This is a genomic window from Candidatus Binataceae bacterium, from assembly GCA_036495685.1.
GTDB lineage: Bacteria > Desulfobacterota > Binatia > Binatales > Binataceae > JAFAHS01.
The window spans coordinates 1-14,585 of sequence record DASXMJ010000163.1; the positions used below are offsets into that span (position 1 = coordinate 1).

A 14,585-nucleotide genomic window follows, 5' to 3' on the forward strand; every position below is an offset into this window, starting at 1 on the left:
GCGCGAGTCTTGGCGGACGGTTCAGTTTCCCAGCGCAGAGAGGGGTCTAGGCGTTCTTCCCGATTCCCGGTTCGCACCGCCGACGACTCCGACCATCGCCTCTACTTTATCGCCAACGCGTTGGGCGGCGAGCCGACCCCACCCGGCACGTTCAGGGGCGCGGAGGTCAGAAAGAAATCGTAGCGTCCGTCCGCAGCGCAATCCTCGGCGAGCCCTTCGAGGTTCCACATCTCGCCGATTGGCATTCCGAAGAACGACAGCATGTGGAAATGCAGGAAGTCATCGCCTTCGCCCTTGGGCAGCGCTTCCAGCGCTGGGGAATCCGACGCAACCGCCGCCAGGTGATGGTCCCAAATCCAGCGCGCCATGCGGCTGGTGCCTTCGATGCCCGGCACCACCGTCTCGCGCGCGAGCTCGGCCTTGGTCTCCTCACTCGCGGAAAGGTAGAAGCTGGTCCATCCGATTCGAATCAGCAGAATATCAGCAGCCTGCAACTTGACCTTCTGCGCGGACAGGGTCGCCTCGAGGTCCTCGAGCGGAATCGATTCCGCCTGCGTGTAGCTGAGGCTCTTGCCGATGCGATCGTAGTGGCGCGCGATATCGGCGAGCACACCCCGTCCCGCGATACCGCGACGTGCCAGGTTGTCGATTCCCAATCGCGTGCCACCCCGGCCGGTTATTTCGCGATCTGGAATGCCGTTGTAGGCGCCGAGCATCGGGTGCTTGACGTGGCACAGAGCGTCCCACTGCGAGGATGCCTGCGGATAAAAGTTGTCCAGGTAATCATCGAGGACGAATTCCGCATTGGGGAAGATTTTCACCGTGTGGGTGTGCTTGCCGCGCGTGAAGAGCGGCGGGTCCGGAATATTGATCGGCAGGTTGAGCGCGAACACCTTGCCGCTGCGAATCGAGCCGGCGGCGGCGCGGACGCGCTCCGGGGAGAGCAGGTTTATGGTGCCGACTTCGTCGCTATCGCCAAAGACGCCCCACGCTGCTCCCTGGGGTGCGCCCGCTCGAATAGGCAACTCGTCGTAGCGCGGGAGCTTGGGTGCGGCCGGCGCAGGGGGACGCCGCACCGCCGGGTTCTTCGCGGACTTTTTCGAAGCGACCGCGCGCGCGGCCGATTTCAAGCGCGGTTTGGCCCTGGGGGCTTTCTTAACCGCCGATTTTTTAGATTTCGATTTCGCCACGAACTTTCCTCCTCATCGACGTAGCACTGCACTTCTCTTAGCAACTCGGACGCTAATCTCAAGGGACAGAAGTGAGCCTCAGTGGGCCTGGAGGCCCAGCTGGTGAGGGATCGAGAAACTACTTCGTAACGATACTCATATTGATATACCAGCACTGGCGTTCTTCCGTTTCGTGGCCAGGCATGTACACCACCGTGGAGAAGCCGTCTTGCACATCTTCATCCACGAGCGCGGTCTGAAACATCCGCTTGAATGGGTAGATCGCGACCCTCGCGTCTGGCACCGGACGATCGCCATATGCGTTGAATGTCGCGATGGTCTTCCAGAGCTTGCCCTCTCTGTCGTATGGTCCGAAGCGGTTATGAACCAGCCCTCCGAATCGATGTACAAAATGCGTTTCGGAATGATGACCTCGTCGGCGCCGAGCTTTTGCGACCAGGACTTGGGCTTGACGTTTGCTTCGACGATATAGGTCTCGCGCATCTCCCAGTCTTGCGGGCAGAGCTTCGGCTGAAGTTCCACGTGACCTTGGCCGATCACCAACGCCGGCCGCTACCGCGAGTCCCAAAGTCTTCATCGTGTGTTCTCCCGCGCGACGACGGCCCCCCGTCGTCGTTGTAAACCGGAAGCGGATGAGATGGACGGGGTGCCTCTACGTCTAGTGTCTAGGTTCACTAGACTAGTAGTGGTTCCGATCGCAAGCCGGACCCTGCCTGGAGGGGGCAAGAGAAGCGAAAACGAACTATCGGATCCGCTTGAAGGCTGCTTGTTTGATGCTCCAGACTGATGTTATCTTGGGCGTTCGGCTCCTTGCTCCATAGTGGGGCTTAATCCACAAGGAGGATTGGCGCAGTTGAGGCGCTACGAAACTATTTTTATCCTTCGGCCCGACCAGGGCGAATCACAGATCAAAGAGGCGATCCGGCGTTTCGAAGGTTTCGTCACCCAGGGCGGTGGCGAGTTGATCGAAACCGACGAATGGGGTTCGCGCGAGCTGGCCTACCGGATTAGAGGCGAACGGCGCGGCTACTACGTTCGCCTCGACTATGTTTCGGAGGGGGCGGTGATGAACGAGGTCGAGAGAAATTTGAAACTCTCGGACTCGGTGCTGCGCTTCCTGTCGGTGTTACTCGATACCAACGCTGAGCCGGCCAAGGTGCGCGAGGAGATCGAGGCGCGCAACCGCCGGATGGCCGAAGCGCGGGCGGCGGCGGAGGCCCGCGCCGCTGCGCTTGCAGCCCAGCGCGAACGAGCGTCGGAGGCGCCTGATGCCCCCGAAGAGCTGGGCGCCGAACACGAGGGCGAACTCGAGCCGGAGGGCGGCAACCGCCCGCAATGAGCTTTACCTCGCGCCAAGTCACCATCCGAAGAAAGAAAACGACTTGAGCACGGGCACTTTGCGCCCGAGTTTCTGAACTCAAGGAAACACCATGGCTGAAGATGACAGGACTGAACAATTCGGCGATCGTCCACGGGGTGACGACGCGGCGCGCGGAAGAGGGCCGCGCGGCGAAGGCGATCGCGGCGGTGAAGGACGGCCGGGAATGCGCCGTCGCTCGGGCGGACGACGAAAAGTCTGTCGCTTTTGTGCCGACAAAACCCTCAAGGTCGATTACAAAGACGTGCGGACCCTATCCAGCTTCATCACCGAAGGGGGAAAGATCGTGCCGAGCCGAACCTCCGGCAATTGCGCCAAACATCAGCGCCAGTTGGCGGTGGCGATCAAGCGTGCCCGGGTAATCGCGCTGCTTCCATTTTCGACCCTCGGGGTCTGAACGCAACGCGAGATGGGACGTAAGGTTGTCATTGGGAGCGTTCGCGCCGCTGCTCTGTCTGGTGGGTTCTTCCTCGCAGCCGGAGCAATTCCATTGTTTGGTGAGATCGCGATGCTGCTGGCCCCGGTACCGATCCTGATTTTCGCGGTGGACCGCGCCGGTGCAAATCTGCGCGCGCTGTGCAGTGTGCTCCTAGCCGCGCTTCTGGTTTCGGCGCTAAGCGCCACTTTTGCCGGAGCCAGCCTTGGATTGATGGTGGGCGGAAGGTACCTCGCTACCTTCGGCGTCGCGACGATTGTGATGACCTCGATGATCGGGCTCCAACGCCCGTTCGAAATGGTCTTGGTAGCGGCTGTCGGTGCGATGTGTACTGCGGCCGCGGTTGTCGCCGTGATCGCAGCCGGTGGCCCGGTACCACTCGTGAAGGCGGTGCAGAGCCTGCTCTCCGAAATGATGGTGCAGGGTCAGGAAGGGTATCGCTCCCTGGGAATACCCAATCCGATGCCCCCGCAAGCACAGGCGGCAGCGCTGGATTCGATGATTCGGATTCTTCCGGCGCTGGTCGCGATTTCGGCAGCGCTCTCGGTGATGTTCAATCTGCGAGTGTTCTGGCGGTGGACGGGCAAACAGCGTTTGTCCTACCCGCTGTTCGGTGACCTGCTGCGATGGTCGGCGCCCGAATGGCTGATTTGGGGACTGATCGCAAGTGGATTCGGGATGTTGGCTCCCATCGCCGCCGTCCGCGATATCGCGGTGAACGCATTCCTGTGCTTTGCGGTGGTTTACCTCTGCCAGGGACTCGCGATCATGGCTTTCTACTTTCAGGCGCTAGCGGTTCCCGCGGTGGTACGCGCGATCATCTACTTCGTGGTACTCGGATACCCTTTCGTTGCGGCGGTCGGCTACCCGTTTGCCGCGGTCGGATACTTTGTCGTTCCGGTGGTGGTGTGCCTCGCCGGCGTGTTCGATATGTGGATCGATTTTCGACGGCTCAAGCCGCCCAGCCAGGAGGCTGGTAACTACGGCGACTTTCTTTAAGGGTCAGGCTCATGAACGTGCAAGTGATTCTCAGCGAAGACGTGCCCAACCTGGGTCGAACCGGGGACGTGGTCAAGGTTCGTGCCGGCTTTGCGCGCAATTATCTGCTGCCGCGCCACCTGGCGGTGGAAGCCAACGAGAAGAACATCCGCGAGTTCGAGCACAACAAGCGTGTCTCGATGCTCAAGCGCGAACGCCAGAAAAGCCACGCGCTCACTCTCAAGGAAAAGGTCGAAGCACTCGCGCTGGTAATCAAGGCACGCGCGGGTGAAGAAGGGAAATTGTTCGGCTCAGTCACCAACATCGATATCGAACGCGCGTTGCGCGAAAAAGGATTCGACATCGAACGCCGAAAGATCCATCTGCCGGAGCCGCTCAAGCGACTTGGAGACTTCCAGGTTGCGATCAGGCTCGAAGCAGAAGTCGAAGCAAGCTTGAAGGTCGAGGTCGCGGCCGAATAAGGAATTGCCGGATATGATCAAACTCTACGACTTCCTGTCCTGCCCCTACGGTCAGAAGGTGCGCATAGTACTGGCCGAGAAGAGTCTCAACTATGACCTGGTATCGGTCGATCTCACCCAAAGCGACCAGCGCCGCCCGGAGTTCCTGAGACTCAACCCGTTCGGTCGCGTTCCGGTGTTGGTCGACGATGACACGGCCGTCTACGACTCGACGATGATCAACGAGTACCTTGAGGACGAATACCCCGAACCACCGGTCTTGCCGGTGGTGGGATCCAGTGCGCTGCGTTCTCGCGCGCGCATGTTCGAAGACTTCGCCGACACGTCCTTTACGCCCCAGGTCGGGCAGCTAATCGTCGAAGTGTCCAAGCAGGAAGCGGAGCGCGATCAGAATCGCCTGCAGCGGCTCCATCAGGGCGTCGAACGAGTGCTCGATTACCTTAACAACGAGCTCAAGGGACAGCAGTTTCTGGCGGGTGAATTTTCGGTCGCCGACGTCGCCTTCGCGCCACGCTTGCTGATTCTCAGCGAGGTCGGTATCGACGCCTCCGCCAATCGCGCGAACGTCGACGGATGGATCAGGCGGATGCTGGAACGCCCGAGCATTCAGGGCTTGCAGGGTGTCTCCGCCGATCCCAGCGCCCCCGGTTGATGATCGCGAAGCGGTGAAGTCCCCGGCCAGCACCGCGTATCGGACGCGCAGCGGATAAAAAACGACGAGCCGCTCGAGGGAAACGAGTGGCTCGTCGCGGGCTGATAGGAAAGCGGATCTGATGACGTGGTCTGGAGTTTACTCGATCCCCGATCGATCCTTAATAGCGCGAATCGCCAAAAAGGTCCTCATCGTCCCGGGTGCTGGGGCCTACCCCGGTCACGCGAAACAGGAGCTTGGCGGCAAAGAGCTTCTCCCCAATTCGCCCTTGAGGCTTCAGAAACCCACCGTGCCGGCGGCATCGGGGACAGGCGATGGTTCCGCTCAAAAGCCGAGCATTTTCGGCGGTTATTCGCAGATCGAAGGTCACTCCACATCCCGGATTCTGACACGTGGTCCGGTACACTATTCCGTGCCCGGTTGCTGCGCGAGATTCATGTTTTACAGCGGTTTGCATGTTTCCTCCCTCCCTTCATCATCGCGGAGGTTTTAGTTTCTTGTTGTTATGGACTCTCTAGCCAGCTTAGACGCTAAACTCGGAAAAATGTTTCACGCAATCACCGTGCCTCCCCGACGCCAACCGGCGCGATGCAGCAAAAATGCCCTAAAATCAACCTATCTTTGCCTCTGTCACCAGGATTGAACCCGAAATGCTGACCAGACGAGCCGGCGAATTGCGTCTTTTGAGGCACCGAAATACGAGAAATTGACACTCCGAAGAGACGGGAACCTTAATTTCTCACTGGTGGTCTCCAGGTTTGCGCTTTTGCTAGAAAGAGCCGGTCCTCCGCTGTTGATGCTTCCCGTCAGCCTGGTGGCGGACAGCTGGCGGCCCAGTGACGTAAGATGAGAACGCTCGCATTGGTCATGGCAGGGGGGCAGGGCACGCGGTTACACCCTTTGACCCGGGACCGCGCCAAGCCCGCGGTCCCGTTCGGCGGCAAGTATCGAATCATCGATTTTGTACTCTCGAGCCTGGTCAACTCCGGTATCTATGCGATCTACATTCTTGTCCAATGGCGTTCCCAGTCGCTGATCGAACATCTCAAGGACGGATGGCAGTTCGGCGGCATGCTGCCGGACCACTTCGTCATTCCGGTGCCTGCCCAGATGCGTCTGGGGGAGACCTGGTATCAGGGGACTGCCGACGCAATCTTTCAGAATCTCAACCTGATGAGTGACTTTGAGCCGGACCTGGTGGCGGTGTTCGGCGCGGACCACATCTACCGGATGGATATCCAGCAGATGATCAGATTCCACCTCGACCGCAAAGCTGCGGTTTCGGTCGCGACCCTCCCCGTGCCGGTCGAAGAGGCAGGCCAGTTCGGAGTACTGGAAGTGGATTCGGGACTGCGCGTGGTCGGGTTTCAGGAGAAGCCACAACGCGCGCCGTCACCCCTTCCCGGGGCGCCGGGAAAATGCCTCGCATCCATGGGCAACTACCTGTTCCACCCCGAAGTTTTGCGTCAGGCACTTATCGATGACTCGACGAGCGGCGGCAGTCGGCACGACTTTGGCCACGACTTGATTCCGTCACTGATCGACCGCGTGCCGGTCTATGCCTACAATTTCATGACCAACCGGATTCGTGGCGATTCCGAGGTCAATCTGAGTTACTGGCGCGATGTCGGAACGCTGGACGCCTATTTTGAGGCGAACATGGACCTGCGCGACGCGCAGCCGCATCTGGACCTGTACAATCCACACTGGCCGCTACGGACCGCTTACTACAATCAGCCGCCCGCGAAATTCGTCTTCGATGAAAACGGGCGCCGCGGACAGGCCTTGCACTCGGTAATTTCGGAGGGCTGCATCGTGTCGGGCGGCACGGTGCGCAACTCGGTGCTGGGCCGCGAGGTGTTCATACATTCGTACAGTCACGTTGAAGATTCGGTGGTGATGGACTATGCGGAAATAGGACGCCATGCCCGAATCCGCCGCGCAATCATCGACAAATATGTGTACGTGCCCGATGGCGAGGAGATTGGTTACGACCTCGAACGCGACCGGCAGCGCTTTTTCGTCACCGACTCGGGCCTGGTGGTGATTCCGAAAGGCCCCAAGCGCGAGCGCAGGCGGCTGTAGGCGAAACGAATTGTCCGACGCGATCGACTTTCAAGACTCATTTGCGCGGGGAGGTAAGTCCCCCCTCGACGACGCGGTCAGCGATACGGGTATTCCGGAGTTTCCGCGCAAGCGCGCGGAGCGCCGCTCGCAGCCGCTTGAACTGGATACCAAGAGCAAGCTGCTGTTCTGGATTTTTCGCGCAATCCTCGACGCTCTGAGCCTGATCCCGGACTTTATTTTGTACCCCCTCGGCGTGGTCTTCGGGGACTTGACCTATCGGCTGGATCGCCGGCACGTGCGCATCGGCCTGAAAAACCTGGAGATCGCCTTCCCCGAAAAGGGCGAGCGTGAGCGGCGCCGCATCCTGCGCGAGTCCTACGTCAACCTCGGCCGGTCGGGCGCCGAGTACGTCCGACTCGGGGGCTTCTTCTATCGGCGGCTCAAACGACGGGTCGCCTACCAGGGGCTCGCGCACTTCGCTCGCGCGCTCAGAAGCACGCCGGGAACCGGCGCGTTGGTACTGACCGCGCATTTTGGAAACTTCGAACTGTTGCTCGCCGCGCACGCGCTGCACGGCTACCAGATAAGCCTGGTCCATCATACGCAGCGCTTTCTCGCCGGCGATGCGCTGATGACGTTCGTGCGCGAACGCGCGGGGGTGGATATCATCCGCAAACACTCGGCGGCGCGCGCGGTACTGCGCGGCTTGAAGGAGGGAGACCTGGTAGGAATTCCCTACGACCAGAACGCCAAACGGAGCGAGGCGGTGTTTGTCCCCTTCTTCGGAGAGCCGGCAGCGACCGCAGGCGCGGTCACACGCCTGGCGATGATTTCGGCGGCGTCGGTGGTTCCGGTTTTTCTGGTACGCCAACCTGATCGTCGCCACCATCGCATCGCAATTCGTGAGGCCATTTCAGTTCAGCGCACCGGTGACACTGACGCCGACGTGCTGGAGAACTCGCGACGGTTCGTCAAGGCGGTCGAGGATGCCGTGCGAGCCCATCCCGAGCAGTTTCTCTGGACCCACCGCCGCTATCGAACTCGACCCCGCGACCTCCCACCGGTCTATCATTGGGAAGTTCGAAAACGTTACTTAGGCCGCGCGCTCGCGTCGCGTACCAGCCAGCGCTCGCAGCAAGAGCAGCACGGCTAGCGCTGCTACCCACGCTGCCGCGCCGCTGATCAGTGGTTGTCTTCCCCAGCCGGCGAGCCATCCCGGAAGCCCGTGGCGGGTGACCATCATCTTGGGCCAGAGCTTCGCCCCAACCACGAACCCGGCGTGAAGTCCGACCGAAAACCACACCGTACCGGTCAGAAGAAAAGCCTCGGCCAGCACGACTCCGAGCAGGAACAACCCAATCAAGGTCGGCAGCGCCGAGAGCGGGGCACTCAGCTGGGAAAAACTGAGGCCCAGAGTTCGCACTCCAGCGGTCAAATCCAGGGAGGGCGCATAAAAGCGAGCGGGGGCGCGCAGCAGGTGCGCAAGCGCGTAGATCGTTGAACTTACGATCAGCGCGCCGGTCGACCCGAAATCGCCCTGCATTCCCCCGAGCAGAAACGCGCGAAAGAAGGCTTCTTCGATGACTGCGATGACCACCGCCGACAAAGCATACTTCGGAAGCAACCGGGCCGCGTGGCCCGCGGACGGCAACCCTTCCATCACGCTCGCGACCAAAAAAAGCACAACCATGACTCCCAAAGCCACCAGGAGACCTCGCGCCGTGAAGGCAAAATTAGCGACCGGCCCCGCAAAGCCGGTGCGCAGCAGGGAAACCAGTTTGAGCTCTTGTGCCCAAAGGATCAGTACGAGAGCGAGCGCGATCATTACGACCCGATCGAAAATGCGCGGGAATGGAAAATGGAAGCCGAGCCGGGCAACTGCGACGGCGACGAACGGAGCGAGCACCACGGCTGTGGCCAATCCGGCCAGGAACGCGACAACCAATTTGGCGGTGAACGACTTCCGCATGATCAGAAGTGCTTCATCGTTTCATCGGGTCGGCTTGCGGCTCCAGAGATATCTCTACCGGGCACGCATGTGCCGGGGCGTTGACGATCTGCATTACCGCAGCCGCAACGTCCTCGGCGCGCAACATCGCACCGCGATTCAACCGTTTGTTGTCTGGAATCAATCCGGTGTCGACCAGACCGGGTACGATAGCTGCCACTTTGATTCCGTGATGACGGAGATCGGCGAAGGCAGCTTTGGTGAAGGCCAACAGGCCCGCCTTGGCTGCCGCGTACACCGCTTCCCCCGGCGCCGTTAGGCGGCCGGCGTTGGAAGCGATGTTCACAATGGTGCCGGTTCCGCGCTCGGCCATTTGGATGGCCGCCAGGCGCGCGAGCGCGATCGGCGCGCGCAGGTTGATGGCCAGGATTTGATCGAGGTCGTCTTCGCGCAGCTTCGGCAGGGGCGTGCGGGCAGGAGCCCATCCGGCGTTGTTGACCAGCACATCGATACGTCCGTGAAGATCGAGCGCCGCCTCGAACAGGGCGGCCGGCGCCTCTGCCTGCGCGAGGTCGAGCAGCACGATCAGTGACCGCTCGGGCGACAGTCCGGTCGCACTGCGAGTTTGCTCGAGTTGCACACGGGTGCGCGCAGCCAGGCACACCGAGAAACCGGCACCCGCCAGGGCAATCGCGCAGGCTCGTCCGATTCCGCGGCCGGCTCCGGTAACGATTGCGACCGGGTGGGAATTATCGGTGGTCATCAAGCTAGCCGCGGGGTCCTTGCGCTTGCGAACCGCCCGCTACTCGCACAGACTGCTTACCATAAGTTCCTTTCTCTGTCGGGAGCGCAAGGCGAACACCCCGACTGCACTTGGCACGTGGGGGGCTGATGGTATCGAGATGAATCCGCAGGTCTTTCGCGAATACGACATTCGAGGTGTGGTTGAGGATGATTTCGATGATGCGTTCGTGTCCGACCTCGGGCGCGCCTACGCGACGGTCCTTCACCGGGCGGGAAAAAGAAACATAACCCTAGGACGCGATTGCCGACTGTCGTCGCCTGCATTGCGGGCGCGATTGCTCGAGGGTCTCCTGGAATCGGGTATCAATGTTATCGATATCGGGGTCGTTCCGACTCCGCTGCTCTATTTTTCGGTTTTGCACTGGCAGATGGATGGCGGCGTCATGATAACCGGCAGCCACAATGCCGCCGAGTATAACGGTTTCAAGCTCGGTGTGGGTCCGACCACGATCTTTGGAGAGGAGATTCAAAACGTCCGGAGGATCGTCGAAAAGCGAGATTTTCAGGCTGGTGGAACGCCGGGCAAGCTCACCGAGAAACCCATCGTGCCCGAATACGGGGAGTTCATTCTTTCCCAGTTTAAGCTGCGGAAGGGCATGAAGGTTGCGGTCGACGGAGGAAACGGGTGCGGGGGCGTGATCGCGGTGCCACTGATGAAACAACTCGGAGTGGAGGTCATCGAACTATTCATCGAGATGGACGGCCGCTTCCCCAATCACCATCCCGACCCGACCGTCGAGGCCAACATGCGGCACCTGCAAGGGGCGGTTACCGAGCACGGCGCGGAACTTGGAATTGCGTACGACGGAGACGCGGACCGGATCGGCGCAATCGACGAGAACGGCAGGATCGTGTGGGGCGATGAGCTCATGGTTATTTTCTCCCGCTCGATTCTGAAGGAGCGTACCGGCGCCGCGATTATCGGCGACGTGAAATGCTCACAGCGCATGTATGACGATATCGCCAAGCGAGGCGGCCGTCCGATCATGTGGAAAACCGGGCATTCGTTGATAAAGAGCAAGCTCAGGGAAGAGCACGCGGCGCTTGCCGGCGAGATGAGCGGGCACATGTTCTTTGCGGATCGCTATCTCGGTTTCGACGACGCCATCTACGCATCCTTCCGTCTGCTCGAAATCGTGAGCAACGAGCAGCTTGGCTTGGGCGCGTTGCTCGCGGACCTGCCGCGCAGCACTTTCACGCCCGAAATACGGCTCGACTGTCCCGACGATCGCAAATTTGAAGTCGTCCGCCGGGCGGCCGAATTCTTTCGCAAAAATTACCGGGTCATCGATATCGACGGCGTGCGGGTCAGATTCGACGATGGATGGGGTCTGGTGCGGGCCTCGAACACCCAGCCCGCGCTGGTGATGCGATTCGAAGCCAACAGCGTGAAGCGGCTTGAGGAGATCCGATCACTGTTCGAGACGAAGCTCAAAGAGCTGGGCGCGATCTAGCCGATCATGACGTCGCAGCGGCGGATCGCCGGGCTTTCCGCGCTGATAATCGCGGGCGGTAGCGGGACCCGATTCTGGCCCGCTAGCCGCGCGTCGCATCCCAAGCCTCTGTTCTCGGTCGACGGAAAACGAACGCTGCTCGCGCGTACGGTGCTGCGCCTGCAAACGCTGGCTTCGCCATCCCGCATCTTTGTGCTGGCCGCGGCTTCGCATGCAGCCGCATTCCGCCGCGCGCTCAGAGGGCTGATTCCTCCAACCAATCTGATTATCGAACCGGCCGCGCGCGGAACCGCAGTCGCAATCGCATACGGTGCCGCGGTCATCGAGCGCCGCGCCGGGCAGGGGGTCATCGCGGTGCTCCCCGCCGACCATCTGATCGAGCCGGCCGCGCAATTTCGAGCCACTCTCTCCGCGGCCGCCGGGCTGGCGGCGGGTAACCAATCGATCGTTGTTATCGGCGTTCCCCCGAGCCATCCGGAACCGGGATTCGGCTATCTGAAGGTCGGCCATGCGCGAGGCCGCGGGTTTGTGGTGGAGAGGTTCGTCGAGAAGCCTGCCCTTGCGATCGCCCGCCGGATGGTTCGCTCGGGGAAATATCTGTGGAATGCGGGAATGTTTGTGTTTTCGACCAATACGCTGGACGCCGAATTGCGCCGAATTGTGCCGTCCCTGCGCCGCTCCGTGCGGCGGCTGGTCAGTATGCCCGCAAAGGGCGTGGCGCGCGGTTACCTGCGGCTCGCCTTCGATTCTTTCGATCGCGAGGTGGTTGAAAAGAGCAAACAGGTTCTCGGCGTGCGAGCGCGATTCGCGTGGCACGACGTGGGCTCTTGGGAAGGATTGCGTCATGCGATCGGCGGCCAGGGAGGAAAGATTCTGCGCGGCAACATTATCGCGCTCGACTCGGATCGCGTGGTCGCTCACGCCGGGAAACGCTTGATGGTGCTGTTTGGCGCCCATGACATCGTGGCAATCGACACCGACGATGCCGTCCTGGTGGCGCATCGCTCCAGGTCGCAGGACCTGCGCCGCGTCAGCGAAGAACTCTCCCGCCGCGGTTTGCACAAGTACCTGTAGGACCGTGACACCCCCATTTGCGAAAGTCTTTCAGCTTCGACCTCGAGTGGAGGGGCTTCGGGGCGACTGAGCCCGAGAGACTAAAGAGGATGTGTCGTTCAACCTCTTGAGCGGTAGCCGACCTCGGAGCGCACACGAGGTGCGGTTTTCCGCGCAAGGTTGCCGCAGGCGACAGAGTGAGAATTCGCGCATGGCATCTCGATACGAGGCAGAAAGGTTGAAGAGGTCGCCGCGACGGCCGGACCGGCCCAGGCACTGGCAGCATTGGGTTCCGGCCGGGCCTCCCTGCCCCTGAATTCGCAATTTCCGCGGTTTTAGTCGAGCGCCTGCGGATCGCACTTGAGCGCGAGCGCGCGCAACTGATTTTGCGCTTCACCATCGGCGATCGCGATCGCCAGGAGCTTCTCGGCTGTCGCCGAGTCAATTCCTTCCCACACCCTGGAAGCTCTCTGAATTCCACTGACGACCGTGCCCAACATCGCAAGGTCATGGTTGAGGCGTTCCCAGTTGTTGGATCCCTCGTGTGGTTTGGACTCGGGCGGGCGCGGCCACATCTGGCGCTCGGCCAGCAGGCTTCGCAGGACCTTAAAGCCTTCGCTCTGTTGAGCCGCGATGCGTTCGAGGCCGGTCCTGATCGTTCCATAGGGACACATAGCCGCGTGACGCGCGAGCCCATCTATCAAAGCTTCCTTGCGGCCCGCCAGCTCGGCCAGCTGGGCCAAAGCGGTCTTGTCTGAAGAAGGTAGAAACCTGTCAAAAAATCCCATCGCCGATGCCATCTTCCCCCACCTACTTGCCGCATCACCTAAGGCATCAAACGCTCCACTAAGGCATCAAACGCTCCACCAGAGGCGCGGCCAGTTGCGGCTATTACCTATCGGTATCGCGACTATGCCTGTCAAGCCATGCCCGCAGCAGCGCCGGCCCCTCGGTCTCTGGTGGTTCCTGCGGAGCGATCGTTGAGCGTACCAGAAACGATTCGCGCGCGAAGAATCCGCGAGTGTGAAAGGAGTCATCCAGCTTGAGCACGCTGTAATCGAAGTAATGAACCAGCTCGTGCATCAGCGTGCGCACAAAAGTCCGCGGTTTTACCACCTCGCGCCGCTCCGCGGTGCGCATCCAGAGCACGATCCGGGGTAGCGTCCGCTTGCGCGGATCCGACGGATAGAAGAGTCCGTGAAGTTCCCCCCGTGTATTCTTAGGGCGCACCTCGCGTACATCGACAGCCACGTCCGGTACACCCGCTAGGCGGCAGATCTCGCATGCAACTGCTCGTACCGCATGTTCGGTGTCGCTCGGATTGCCTTTTGCTAGAGCGCGCGTCAAGCCGGCGACCGATTTGCCCGCGGCAGCATCGGGAACAAATTGATACCGAGTGATCGAGTCGCTCTCCAGATAACAACGCTGTGCATGCGGGGGAAGACGATAGAAAAAGGCGGGCAGCTTGTCTGATGGTGGTCCCGCTTTAGGGCTGGTGGGCATTTGAACGAGTGGTCACGGCCCTTTGAGAGCTTCATCCACTTTCATATCATCGGTGGCGGATCATCAGGAAAGGCCGCGTCATATGGAAATCAAGACGGTCGCGATCATCAAGCCGGCTGACGAGGTGAATGTGATCGTCGGGCAGGCGCACTTCATCAAGACGGTTGAAGATTTGTACGAGACGTTAGTGCAGGCGGTCCCGGGCATCCAGTTCGGCCTGGCCTTCGCGGAGGCATCGGGTCCGTGCTTGATTCGCCATCTCGGCAGCGACCGGAAGCTTGAGCAAGCCGCAATCGAGGCGGTCTCTGCGATCGCAGCGGGTCACGTCTTCGTGATCATGCTCGGCAACGCCTTCCCCGTGAACGTGCTGAATCAAATCAAGGCGGTGAGCGAGGTGTGCACGGTCTTCTGCGCCAGCGCCAATCCTCTGCGCGTGGTGGTCGCCGAGGAGGTCGGAGCGCGGGGAGTTATCGGGGTTATCGACGGCAGCTCGCCTGCCGGAGTCGAGGGCGAACCAGAGCAACAGGAGCGTCACGCGATGCTGCGCCGCTTCGGCTACAAGAAATAATCTTTCAGCGGACAGCCGAAATGCCCGATTCCTACACATGTCTGGAAGCGAAAATATTCTCGGCGAGCGGCT

The 14,585-nt window shown here is 60.8% G+C and carries 17 protein-coding genes; 10 read left to right on the top strand and 7 right to left on the bottom strand.

Translation table 11 applies throughout. The features are described 5' to 3' along the window. Positions 1 to 101 precede the first annotated feature (101 nt). Both VGI36_15050 and VGI36_15055 read right to left on the bottom strand, forming a co-directional pair. Positions 102 to 1,190 carry a cyclase family protein gene (locus tag VGI36_15050; protein ID HEY2486465.1) on the bottom strand — a complete coding sequence of 363 codons (1,089 nt, stop codon included), beginning with the start codon at positions 1,188 to 1,190 and terminating at the stop codon, positions 102 to 104. Between the two features lie 118 nt (positions 1,191 to 1,308). After that, positions 1,309 to 1,473 carry a hypothetical protein gene (locus tag VGI36_15055; protein ID HEY2486466.1) on the bottom strand — a complete coding sequence of 55 codons (165 nt, stop codon included), beginning with the start codon at positions 1,471 to 1,473 and terminating at the stop codon, positions 1,309 to 1,311. 570 nt (positions 1,474 to 2,043) lie between these two features. Here VGI36_15055 and rpsF point away from each other — a divergent pair. The 5 genes from rpsF (at position 2,044) to VGI36_15080 (ending at position 5,116) form a co-directional block, all read left to right on the top strand. Continuing rightward, positions 2,044 to 2,529 carry a 30S ribosomal protein S6 gene (rpsF, locus tag VGI36_15060; GenBank protein ID HEY2486467.1) on the top strand — a complete coding sequence of 162 codons (486 nt, stop codon included), beginning with the start codon at positions 2,044 to 2,046 and terminating at the stop codon, positions 2,527 to 2,529. Between the two features lie 205 nt (positions 2,530 to 2,734). Further along, a complete protein-coding gene (gene rpsR, locus VGI36_15065; protein HEY2486468.1) occupies positions 2,735 to 2,965 on the top strand; it encodes a 30S ribosomal protein S18 in 231 nt (76 codons plus the stop codon). A 12-nt stretch (positions 2,966 to 2,977) separates the two neighbouring features. Beyond that, complete coding sequence (locus tag VGI36_15070) at positions 2,978 to 4,003, top strand: DUF2232 domain-containing protein (GenBank protein HEY2486469.1); 1,026 nt, start codon at positions 2,978 to 2,980, stop codon at positions 4,001 to 4,003. Between the two features lie 11 nt (positions 4,004 to 4,014). Continuing rightward, positions 4,015 to 4,464 (top strand): 50S ribosomal protein L9, encoded by a 450-nt coding sequence (gene rplI, locus VGI36_15075; GenBank protein HEY2486470.1) that lies wholly within the window; start codon positions 4,015 to 4,017, stop codon positions 4,462 to 4,464. Positions 4,465 to 4,477: 13 nt separating this feature from the next. Then, on the top strand, positions 4,478 to 5,116 hold the full coding sequence (locus tag VGI36_15080; protein HEY2486471.1) for a glutathione S-transferase family protein: 639 nt from the start codon (positions 4,478 to 4,480) through the stop codon (positions 5,114 to 5,116). 160 nt (positions 5,117 to 5,276) lie between these two features. On the opposite strand, the gene VGI36_15085 is transcribed toward VGI36_15080, so the two are convergent. Then, a complete protein-coding gene (locus tag VGI36_15085) occupies positions 5,277 to 5,573 on the bottom strand; it encodes a hypothetical protein (protein HEY2486472.1) in 297 nt (98 codons plus the stop codon). Between the two features lie 389 nt (positions 5,574 to 5,962). On the opposite strand from VGI36_15085, the gene glgC reads away from it, so the two are divergent. Both glgC and VGI36_15095 read left to right on the top strand, forming a co-directional pair. Beyond that, entirely contained in the window at positions 5,963 to 7,201 is a 1,239-nt protein-coding gene (gene glgC, locus VGI36_15090) for a glucose-1-phosphate adenylyltransferase (GenBank protein ID HEY2486473.1), read from the top strand. Positions 7,202 to 7,211: 10 nt separating this feature from the next. Continuing rightward, positions 7,212 to 8,336, top strand: a complete 1,125-nt coding sequence (locus VGI36_15095) for a lysophospholipid acyltransferase family protein (GenBank protein ID HEY2486474.1) — start codon at positions 7,212 to 7,214, stop codon at positions 8,334 to 8,336. Here the strand turns inward: VGI36_15095 and VGI36_15100 are convergent. Together VGI36_15100 and VGI36_15105 are read right to left on the bottom strand one after the other, a co-directional pair. Next, positions 8,277 to 9,152 carry a CPBP family intramembrane glutamic endopeptidase gene (locus VGI36_15100; protein HEY2486475.1) on the bottom strand — a complete coding sequence of 292 codons (876 nt, stop codon included), beginning with the start codon at positions 9,150 to 9,152 and terminating at the stop codon, positions 8,277 to 8,279. The genes VGI36_15095 and VGI36_15100 overlap by 60 nt on opposite strands. A gap of 13 nt (positions 9,153 to 9,165) precedes the next feature. After that, the gene (locus VGI36_15105; protein HEY2486476.1) at positions 9,166 to 9,894 is read right to left on the bottom strand and encodes an SDR family oxidoreductase; all 729 of its coding nucleotides are present in this window, start codon (positions 9,892 to 9,894) and stop codon (positions 9,166 to 9,168) included. A 139-nt stretch (positions 9,895 to 10,033) separates the two neighbouring features. On the opposite strand from VGI36_15105, the gene VGI36_15110 reads away from it, so the two are divergent. Both VGI36_15110 and VGI36_15115 read left to right on the top strand, forming a co-directional pair. Further along, positions 10,034 to 11,389 (top strand): phosphomannomutase/phosphoglucomutase, encoded by a 1,356-nt coding sequence (locus VGI36_15110; GenBank protein ID HEY2486477.1) that lies wholly within the window; start codon positions 10,034 to 10,036, stop codon positions 11,387 to 11,389. A 6-nt stretch (positions 11,390 to 11,395) separates the two neighbouring features. Further along, positions 11,396 to 12,463 (top strand): sugar phosphate nucleotidyltransferase, encoded by a 1,068-nt coding sequence (locus VGI36_15115; protein HEY2486478.1) that lies wholly within the window; start codon positions 11,396 to 11,398, stop codon positions 12,461 to 12,463. 314 nt (positions 12,464 to 12,777) lie between these two features. Here the strand turns inward: VGI36_15115 and VGI36_15120 are convergent, their stop codons facing one another. After that, positions 12,778 to 13,242, bottom strand: coding sequence for a hypothetical protein (locus VGI36_15120; GenBank protein HEY2486479.1), 465 nt, complete (start codon positions 13,240 to 13,242; stop codon positions 12,778 to 12,780). Positions 13,243 to 13,333: 91 nt separating this feature from the next. Beyond that, on the bottom strand, positions 13,334 to 13,945 hold the full coding sequence (locus tag VGI36_15125; GenBank protein HEY2486480.1) for a hypothetical protein: 612 nt from the start codon (positions 13,943 to 13,945) through the stop codon (positions 13,334 to 13,336). 82 nt (positions 13,946 to 14,027) lie between these two features. On the opposite strand from VGI36_15125, the gene VGI36_15130 reads away from it, so the two are divergent. After that, positions 14,028 to 14,513, top strand: coding sequence for an adenosine-specific kinase (locus VGI36_15130; protein ID HEY2486481.1), 486 nt, complete (start codon positions 14,028 to 14,030; stop codon positions 14,511 to 14,513). Positions 14,514 to 14,585 lie beyond the last annotated feature (72 nt).